The following is an 8,213-nucleotide window of genomic DNA, read 5'->3' on the forward strand; positions in this document are numbered from 1 at the left end:
GGATGGCACCATCACGAATCCGGACGGAACCGTAACAATTCCAGTAACGCCGCCGGCAACTCCGACAGATCCAACAGCTCCGGCAGATGACAAGCCGGTGATTGATTCCGATCTGGACGGCATACCGGATGATAAAGAAAAACAGCCAGACTATGACAAAGGTGGAAATCAGATTGGTGCTTAACCGTTATAGAGGGGGGAGCAATATGGTTGTCGAAAGAAAAAAACTGGGTGACCTTTTGATCGAACAGGGATTACTCACAGAAGCCGAATTACAGAATGTACTGTCGACCAAACAAAGAGAACAGAAAATCGGCGATGTGCTGCTGCAGCGGGGGATCATCACCGAGCAGCAATTGATCGAGACGCTTGAAGTCCAGCTCGGCATCCCGCACGTTACGCTGTACCGCTATCCGTTCGATCCGAAATTATTCAATATGGTGCCGAAAGAAGTGGCAAAGCGCAAAATGCTCGTGCCGCTGAAACGCGAAAACGATAAATTATACATCGCCATGACCGATCCGATGGATATCATCACGATCGACGATCTGCGCCTGACGACCGGCTTCAATATCGAACCGGCGATTGCGTCGAAAGACGATATCATGAAAACCATCGCGAAATATTACGACGAAGAATCCTATGATGACTTGCTCGAAGAACTGCCGCAGGTGACAAAAGAGCAGCAGGAAGAACTCAATGATCTCGACGCGCCGATTGTCCGGCTCGTCAACCAGGTCCTGTCGAACGCCGTTTCGCAGAAAGCGAGTGACGTCCATTTCGATCCGCAGGAAGACAAAGTGCTCGTGCGCTACCGGATTGACGGTTCCTTGCGCACGGAACGCATACTGCCGAAATCGATGCAGCAGATGGTAACCGCCCGCATCAAGATTATGGCAAACCTTGATATCACGGAAAACCGCATACCGCAGGATGGACGCATCAAGACGAATGTCGATTTCCGCCCGATCGATCTGCGCGTCTCTTCTTTGCCGACTGTGTTCGGCGAGAAAATCGTTATGCGGATACTGGATCTCAGCGCCAACCTGACCGACATTGCGAAACTCGGGTTCAACGATTTGAATATGCAGCGCTTTATGAAGGAAATTGAAAAGCCGAACGGCATCGTGCTGATTTCTGGCCCGACCGGTTCCGGTAAATCATCGACGCTTTACGCGGCGCTCAATCGCCTCAACAGCGAAGAAGTCAATATCATCACCGTTGAAGATCCGGTCGAGTATCAGCTGGAAGGCATCAACCAGATCCAGGTGAATTCGAATGTTGGGTTGACGTTCGCCGCCGGCCTGCGTTCCATCCTTCGCCAGGATCCCGATATCGTCATGGTAGGGGAAATCCGGGACAAGGAAACGGCCGATATTTCGATCCGTGCATCTCTGACGGGGCACCTTGTTCTCAGCACGATCCACACGAACGACTCGATTGCGTCGATTACACGCCTCATGGATATGGGCATCGAACCGTTCCTTGTCACCGCTTCCCTGAACGCGGTGGTTGCGCAGCGGCTGATCCGAAAAGTTTGCCGGGACTGCCGGGAAACCACACCGGCGACGCTCCGTGAAAAAGAGATATTCTCGAAACGCGGTTTGACGATCGACAAGATAGCGCGCGGCAAAGGCTGCCCGCAATGCAATATGACCGGCTACAGAGGCCGTATGGCGATCCATGAAGTATTGATTGTCAATGAAGCCATTAAAGACGTTATCAACCGCAACGGCACAGCCGCGGAAATCCGCGACATCGCCGTGAAAAATAAAACCATCTTCCTGATCGACGACGGCTTATTAAAAGTGAAGGAGGGCATGACCACGACGGAGGAAGTTCTCCGCGTTGCGATTGCAGAATAAGTTATGCAGACTACCACCACCTATATCGATAAAGTTTTGACAGCGGCAAAAGAATTGAATGTCTCCGATATCCATTTGACGACAGGCATCCCGCCGGTGTTCCGGATGCACGGTACATTGCGCCGCTACGGGGAAGACCCGGTGACACCGGAACATTCGGAAGCGATCGGGCGCGCCATTATGCCTGAATCGCTGTGGAACACGTTTCTTGAAAAAGGCGAGATGGATTATTCCTACGCCATCGCCGGAATCGGCCGTTACCGTGTCAATTCATTCCATCAGCGGGGCTCGATTTCACACGCGTTTCGGGCCATTCCCACTGTGGTGCCGACTGTCGAAGACCTGAAAATGCCGCAGACGCTGAAAAAACTGGCGGAAATGCACCAGGGCCTGATACTTGTAACAGGTCCGACAGGTTCAGGGAAATCAACGACGTTAGCTGCGATGATCCGCCACATCAATGAAGAAATGACGAAACATATCATCACACTTGAAGATCCGATCGAATACCTGCACCGCCACGGCACGTCGATCATCGACCAGCGCGAAGTCGGCTTTGATACGAACAGTTTCGCAAACGGCCTGCGCGCAGCACTGCGCCAGGATCCCGACGTTATTCTTGTCGGTGAGCTTCGTGATCTGGAAACGATCATGACGGCAATCACTGCCGCTGAAACGGGTCACTTGGTAATGGGCACACTGCATACATCGAGCGCCGCCACGACCATCGAACGGATCATAGACGTTTTCCCGCCTGAACAGCAGTCACAGGTGCGGACGCAGCTCGGCGGCATCCTGAAAGCCGTTGTTGCGCAGCGCCTGCTGCCGACAGCGGACGGCAAAGGACGCGTCGCCGCAACCGAAATCATGATTTCGAATCCGGCGGTCGCCAACCTGATCCGCACTGAAAAAGTGCACCAGATCCCGAACGTCATCCTGACAAACCGGGCTGCCGGCATGCACATGATGGCAACTTCCGTACAGGAGCTATTGGCGCAGGGCAAGATTACAAGACAGATCGCCCAGCCTTTCCTGGAAGGAGAGGAGTAACATGGCGCGCTTTAAATATGAAGGAAGAGACCGCAAGCGGGTGCGGGCCGGCGTCGTAGTTGCCGGCAACCGGCGCGAAGCAATCGAAAAATTGCGCGATGACGGAGTAAGGGTTATTGAAATCCGCGAAATCGCTGAAACCGCGCTGCAAAAAGACATCGTCATCGGCAACCCCGTCAAACGCGATCAGTTCATCATGTTCCTGCGCCAGTTTTCTACACTGATGCGGGCGGGCGTGACGATCGTCGATTCTGTCAAAATTTTATCGCAGCAGGTCGAATCAAAGCCGCTGCAAAAAACGCTCGCGAGCATTGACGAAGATCTGCGAAAAGGTAATTCGCTGTCCGATTCGCTGCGTAAGCATCCTAAGATTTTTGAACCGCTGACGATCAACTTGATCAAAGCGGGGGAGTTATCGGGGAATATCGACGAGTCGCTTGATCGCCTCGCCACTTATTACGACAAAGCGTACCAGACACGTCAAAAAGTGAAATCGGCGATGTCTTATCCTTTGGTAGTTGGCGTTCTGGCCATCGGCGTCGTCATTTTCCTGTTGTCGTCAATCGTTCCGATGTTCGCTGAAATGTTCCAGGGCTTCGGCGGCGAATTGCCGATGCTGACCCAAATGGTAATGGCAGCAAGTGATCTTACAGTTCAGTACTGGTATTTGCTCGTTTTGGCGGGTCTCGGAATTTTCATGACGATCTGGATGATGCGCCGCAATGAACAGGGCAATTTCATCCTGGATTCAATGCTGCTGAAAATGCCGATTTTCGGCCGCATCTTGAAAAAGTCGGCACTGGCGCGATTGACGCGGACATTAAGTTCGCTGTTCTCCAGTTCCGTTCCGATTTTACAGGCATTGACGATGGTCGAAAAAGTCGTCGGTAATGCGGTCATGTCGAAAGTCATTCTTGCTTCACGCGACAGTTTGGAACGGGGTGGTTCTTTGACCGAACCGATGAAAAACCACTGGGCGTTTCCACCGCTCATTCCACATATGATCCAGATCGGCGAACAGACCGGTTCTCTCGATCATATGCTTGATAAAGTGGCTGATTTCTACGAGAAAGAAGTGGAAGCGGAGACCGACCGATTGAAGGCGTTGATAGAACCGCTGATGATTGTTGTGCTTGCAGCTCTAGTCGGGACTATAGTCATGTCTATTATGTTGCCTATGTTTGAGATGTTTCAAAATATTGACAATATGTAGTTTAATTATGATTAATTTTCTTAAAAAAATTGTAAAATTATCGGAAAAACACTTGTTAAATTGGGAAGACTTGCTATACTAAAGATGTACTCATAAAGTACCAAAAATAGGTTATTGGGAGGAAATAGAATGAAGAAATTCATGCAAAAAAGATTGAAAAACGAAAAAGGTATGACGCTGATCGAGCTTTTGGCAGTTATCGTTATTTTGGCTATTATCGCAGCGATTGCGATTCCAGCGATTGGGAATATTATTGAGAATAGTCGTTATAATGCAGTGAAAAGTGATGCACTAAATATTTTGAGTGCAGCAAAAATATATTCAGCTGAAAATGAAGTAACTGTAACTATTGAAAAAGATGATTTAGATTCTTATATTGAAAATCACGGACAATTTGATGCGATTACTTACACTATTGCTAAAAATGGAGATGGTGACCTATCTCTAACCGCTACTGAAGTGCCTACAGGTAATGGTAATCAAAAAATTAGTTTTTCTAATGCATCAGTAAAAGATATTAACGATGACCCACAAAAAGGTAGCGATGGAGAATTAACAACCATCACTGGAACTGCTGTAACGACACCATAATTTATTATCAAGATTTTAGGAGCTGAAAAAATGGCCTTATCGTTCTTATCGAGAAAAACGCGTGTTGCGACCATTACAATAGAAGAAGATGCAATTCGCCATGTCGATTTGAAATCGGTCGATCCGCTGCAGGTTGCCTTCGCCGAGGAGTTTCCACTCCCGGCGGGCGTCCTGGAAGACGGCAGGATCACGGATTTCGAAGCGCTGGGCTCGGTGCTCGATAAGGCTGTCATTCAGTGGGGACTCTCCAAAAAGTCGGTCCGGTTCCTCGCCCCCGACGAATTTGTTATTATCCGCAAAGTGCCTTACCCCGAAGATGTCGCGGTGGATGAGCTAAAAGGTCATTTCTTCATTGAAATCGGCTCGACTCTCTATCTGCCGTTTGATGATCCCGTGTTCGATGTGGTGCCTTACCACGCGGATTCGGAAAAACCGGAAGCGATCATCATTGCTTCCAAGGAATCGGTGGTCCATGATTTCGAACGTGCTTTCCACGATTCGAAGCTAGATCCGGTTGTTGCTGATATCACGCCGCTCGCGCTTTACCGCCTGGCCTATCTGCAGCATGACATCCAAATGAACGACCATGTCATGCTCATCGATCTGCAGGGCAATAAAATGACGGTGTCGATTTTCCATGAACATTTCCCGTTGTTCATGCGGCCGGTCGACTTGTCCGAATTCAGTTCGTTTGCCGGTGATCCGTCGGCCTTGATGAATGTCATCATTGCTGAAACGGAAAAACTGGCCAATTTCTACCGCTATAATATGAATGAAGGCGAAGACGGCATTACGCAGATCATCTGCAATGGTGAATTTGAGGAATGGTATACATTCCAGGCACGCTTTGAAGGGCGCTTTTCCATTCCCGTCCAGCCGCTTGTCCTGAAACCCATCACTACCGAATACGGTGATATCGTCCATGGACGTTTCAACCGTGCCATCGGTCTGGCGCTGAAAGAGGTGTGACGATGTTAGTAGATATTAACTTATTGCCGCAGAAGGAGCGGGAACGTCCCGCCTTCCTCATTGCGGCGCTTTCTATTTTATTGCTGGGACTTATAATTTTTGTAACGCTGTTCTTTATGGCGAAAGGCGAAGCGGCCGAACAGGCAGTTTTGTCCGAACAAAGTATGGAACTGGCTCTCCAGCAGGCGACCGTCCGTGCACAGCTTGAAGCATCCAGCGGCATGAATGAAGAGCAGCAGCTGAAAGTGACAGTTGACTGGGCGGAAAGTTATCAGTATGATACGATTCCGCTGCTGGAAGAGCTGGCACGCCTGTTGCCATCTCGCGGCTTCTTTGACCAGATTACTTTTGGTGCACCGAATACCGCTACGCTGGTCGTCCAGTTTGATGCTACGCGGGACGCCGCTTATTACCTGGCGCAGCTGAAAAGCTCGGGCTTGATTGACTATGCATCCCTTGATTCCGTTCAGAGTGAAGCAAGTATTCTTGCTGAAGAAGACGAGGAAGCGGCTGTCGAAGAAGAACAGACGATTGAAACGCCGAGATACCTCGCTACATATTCACTCGTGTTCGTCGATGACCGCCTGCCGGTGCTGGACGCTGAAGGCAATATCATCGAAGAGCCGGTGGAAGAAGAAGCTGTCGAAGAAACTCCGGCTACTGAAACGGATGTCGATGTAAACGTCGACGTCAATACAGATACCCAAACCACTCCAGAAGAAACGGAGGGGGACACAAATGAGTAGTCTGACGAAGAAACAAAAAGATACGGCGCTGGTTGCGCTTGCGGTTTTATTCCTTCTGGCGATTTCCGCCTATGCTTATTTCATGGTGTACTCGCCTGCCAAGGAAGCGCGGATCATGGCGGAGCAAAGTTTCAAATCGGAGCGTGAAGTGCTGATGGCGCTGCAGGAACAATTGAAGGCGCTGCCGGTGGAAGAACGAGTGTCGACGACCGAACTGCAGCAACGGGTATCGGTCGAGCCGCTTTCGGAATTGATCGTGCTGCAGCTGGAACAGGCGGAACTCCTGTCGCGTTCACAGGTGCAGACGATCGACATCGCGGAATCGCCGCTTGAATTATTGTATCCTGTAGAAGGCATTGAAAATGTCCAGAAGGTCCAGACGACGGTGACGTTTGAAACCGATGACTATGCGGGCATCACCCGTTTCATCCAGGAAATCGAATCAATGAAACGCATTCTGATCATCGATTCGATCGATTTCCAGTCAAACGGTGAAGTGACGACAGTCGATACCGGAGACGATATCCTGGAAGTGACGCTGAGCTTTTCGGCGTTCTACCGCCCGGACCTGATTGCACTCTCTGATACCTTGCCGAAAGTCGACGCACCGCCTCCGGCCAATAAAATTGATCCGCTTCCGAAAAACGACGGTGTCGATCTGGCCACTGCTGAAGAAGACGAAACTGCAGCGGATGTCGAAGTTGATGTCGACGTGACAGTGGACGGCGAAGCATCGGCTGCTGGCATGAACGACCAGGTTGCAGGCGCACAGACGGCCATTTTCCATAAAGTGGTCAAAGGCGATACGCTGTATATGATTTCCGAGAAATACTACGGAGATGCGAATGGCGTCGATGCCATCCGAAAAGCCAATAATATGTCTGACTATCTTGTTAGAGCCGGGACGACATTAACAATCCCTGAAAAACCTTGAAAGGAGAAATCACATTGATTTCTCCTTTTTTCTGAGTAGTTACCATAAAATTCAAAAGTGATGAGGGTTTCCATGACAATTACGTACACAGCTTTCTTTTATGTTTTCGGGCTCGTCTTTGGCTCGTTTTTCAACGTCGTCGGGCTGCGTGTGCCGAAAAAAGAATCCATCGCATTTCCGCCTTCGCATTGCACGAAATGTGATCGTCGTCTGACCGCACTCGATCTTGTGCCGGTGTTTTCGTATCTTTTCCTGAGAGGCAAATGCCGTTCGTGCGGTGAAAAAATCCACTGGGTCTATCCGCTGATGGAAGCGGTGACCGCCGCACTTTTCGCTCTTTCATTCTGGCATTACGGCTTTTCGCCGGAATTGATTATCGCTATTCTGTTGGTGTCGATGCTCGTCATCATCACGGTGTCGGATATCGCCTATATGCTCATTCCGGATAAAGTGCTGTTGCCATTCGGGATTGCGCTGCTCCTCTTGCGCTTTTTTATTCCGCTCGATCCGTGGTGGGACGCGCTGCTCGGCGCTGCGGCCGGATTCCTGATTTTATTGCTGATATCGATTGTGTCAAAAGGCGGAATGGGAGGCGGCGACATCAAACTGTTCTTCGTCATCGGCCTTGTGCTCGGCACAGCCGGAACTTTGATGACGCTGTTCTTTGCCTCGTTGATCGGAGCAATTGTCGGCATCATCGTCCTGCGCGTAACGGGGCAGGGACGCAAAACACCGATTCCGTTCGGCCCGTCGATTGCGGCGGGAGCGATTATCGTCTATTTCTGGGGCGAACCTTTGCTGAACTGGTATATCACACTCTGGACATAGGGAACTCCCTGAAGAAA

Annotated in this window: 8 protein-coding genes and 1 pseudogene; all 9 read left to right on the forward strand. The window is 50.1% G+C overall.

The features are described from left to right. Positions 1-184 (forward strand): annotated as a pseudogene (locus KW93_RS17550) (hypothetical protein); the annotation flags it as partial. Positions 185-206: 22 nt separating this feature from the next. Then, the gene (locus KW93_RS16385) at positions 207-1,865 is read left to right on the forward strand and encodes a GspE/PulE family protein (RefSeq protein WP_033544130.1); all 1,659 of its coding nucleotides are present in this window, start codon (positions 207-209) and stop codon (positions 1,863-1,865) included. A gap of 3 nt (positions 1,866-1,868) precedes the next feature. After that, positions 1,869-2,915, forward strand: a complete 1,047-nt coding sequence (locus KW93_RS16390; RefSeq protein ID WP_033544131.1) for a type IV pilus twitching motility protein PilT — start codon at positions 1,869-1,871, stop codon at positions 2,913-2,915. Between the two features lies 1 nt (position 2,916). Then, positions 2,917-4,128, forward strand: coding sequence for a type II secretion system F family protein (locus tag KW93_RS16395; protein ID WP_033544132.1), 1,212 nt, complete (start codon positions 2,917-2,919; stop codon positions 4,126-4,128). A 129-nt stretch (positions 4,129-4,257) separates the two neighbouring features. Beyond that, positions 4,258-4,719 (forward strand): prepilin-type N-terminal cleavage/methylation domain-containing protein, encoded by a 462-nt coding sequence (locus KW93_RS16400; RefSeq protein ID WP_033544133.1) that lies wholly within the window; start codon positions 4,258-4,260, stop codon positions 4,717-4,719. A gap of 30 nt (positions 4,720-4,749) precedes the next feature. After that, positions 4,750-5,688: a type IV pilus biogenesis protein PilM gene (gene pilM, locus KW93_RS16405; RefSeq protein WP_033544134.1), complete on the forward strand. Its 939-nt coding sequence runs from the start codon at positions 4,750-4,752 to the stop codon at positions 5,686-5,688. Positions 5,689-5,690: 2 nt separating this feature from the next. Beyond that, complete coding sequence (locus KW93_RS16410) at positions 5,691-6,434, forward strand: hypothetical protein (RefSeq protein WP_033544135.1); 744 nt, start codon at positions 5,691-5,693, stop codon at positions 6,432-6,434. Beyond that, positions 6,427-7,368 carry a LysM peptidoglycan-binding domain-containing protein gene (locus KW93_RS16415; protein ID WP_033544136.1) on the forward strand — a complete coding sequence of 314 codons (942 nt, stop codon included), beginning with the start codon at positions 6,427-6,429 and terminating at the stop codon, positions 7,366-7,368. The genes KW93_RS16410 and KW93_RS16415 overlap by 8 nt, the downstream gene beginning before the upstream one ends. A gap of 72 nt (positions 7,369-7,440) precedes the next feature. Next, entirely contained in the window at positions 7,441-8,196 is a 756-nt protein-coding gene (locus tag KW93_RS16420; protein ID WP_033544137.1) for a prepilin peptidase, read from the forward strand. Positions 8,197-8,213: the final 17 nt, after the last annotated feature.

The sequence above is a fragment of the Planococcus sp. CAU13 genome (genome assembly GCF_000775575.1).
Classification (GTDB): domain Bacteria; phylum Bacillota; class Bacilli; order Bacillales_A; family Planococcaceae; genus Planococcus.

What these genes read in the sequence shown, in the direction of transcription:
- KW93_RS16410 (WP_033544135.1), top strand. Translation starts at nt 5,691, where the DNA reads ATGTTAGTAGATATTAACTTATTGCCGCAGAAGGAGCGGGAACGTCCC.
- KW93_RS16385 (WP_033544130.1), top strand. Translation starts at nt 207, where the DNA reads ATGGTTGTCGAAAGAAAAAAACTGGGTGACCTTTTGATCGAACAGGGA.
- KW93_RS16420 (WP_033544137.1), top strand. Translation starts at nt 7,441, where the DNA reads ATGACAATTACGTACACAGCTTTCTTTTATGTTTTCGGGCTCGTCTTT.
- KW93_RS16415 (WP_033544136.1), top strand. Translation starts at nt 6,427, where the DNA reads ATGAGTAGTCTGACGAAGAAACAAAAAGATACGGCGCTGGTTGCGCTT.
- KW93_RS16390 (WP_033544131.1), top strand. Translation starts at nt 1,869, where the DNA reads ATGCAGACTACCACCACCTATATCGATAAAGTTTTGACAGCGGCAAAA.
- pilM (WP_033544134.1), top strand. Translation starts at nt 4,750, where the DNA reads ATGGCCTTATCGTTCTTATCGAGAAAAACGCGTGTTGCGACCATTACA.
- KW93_RS16395 (WP_033544132.1), top strand. Translation starts at nt 2,917, where the DNA reads ATGGCGCGCTTTAAATATGAAGGAAGAGACCGCAAGCGGGTGCGGGCC.
- KW93_RS16400 (WP_033544133.1), top strand. Translation starts at nt 4,258, where the DNA reads ATGAAGAAATTCATGCAAAAAAGATTGAAAAACGAAAAAGGTATGACG.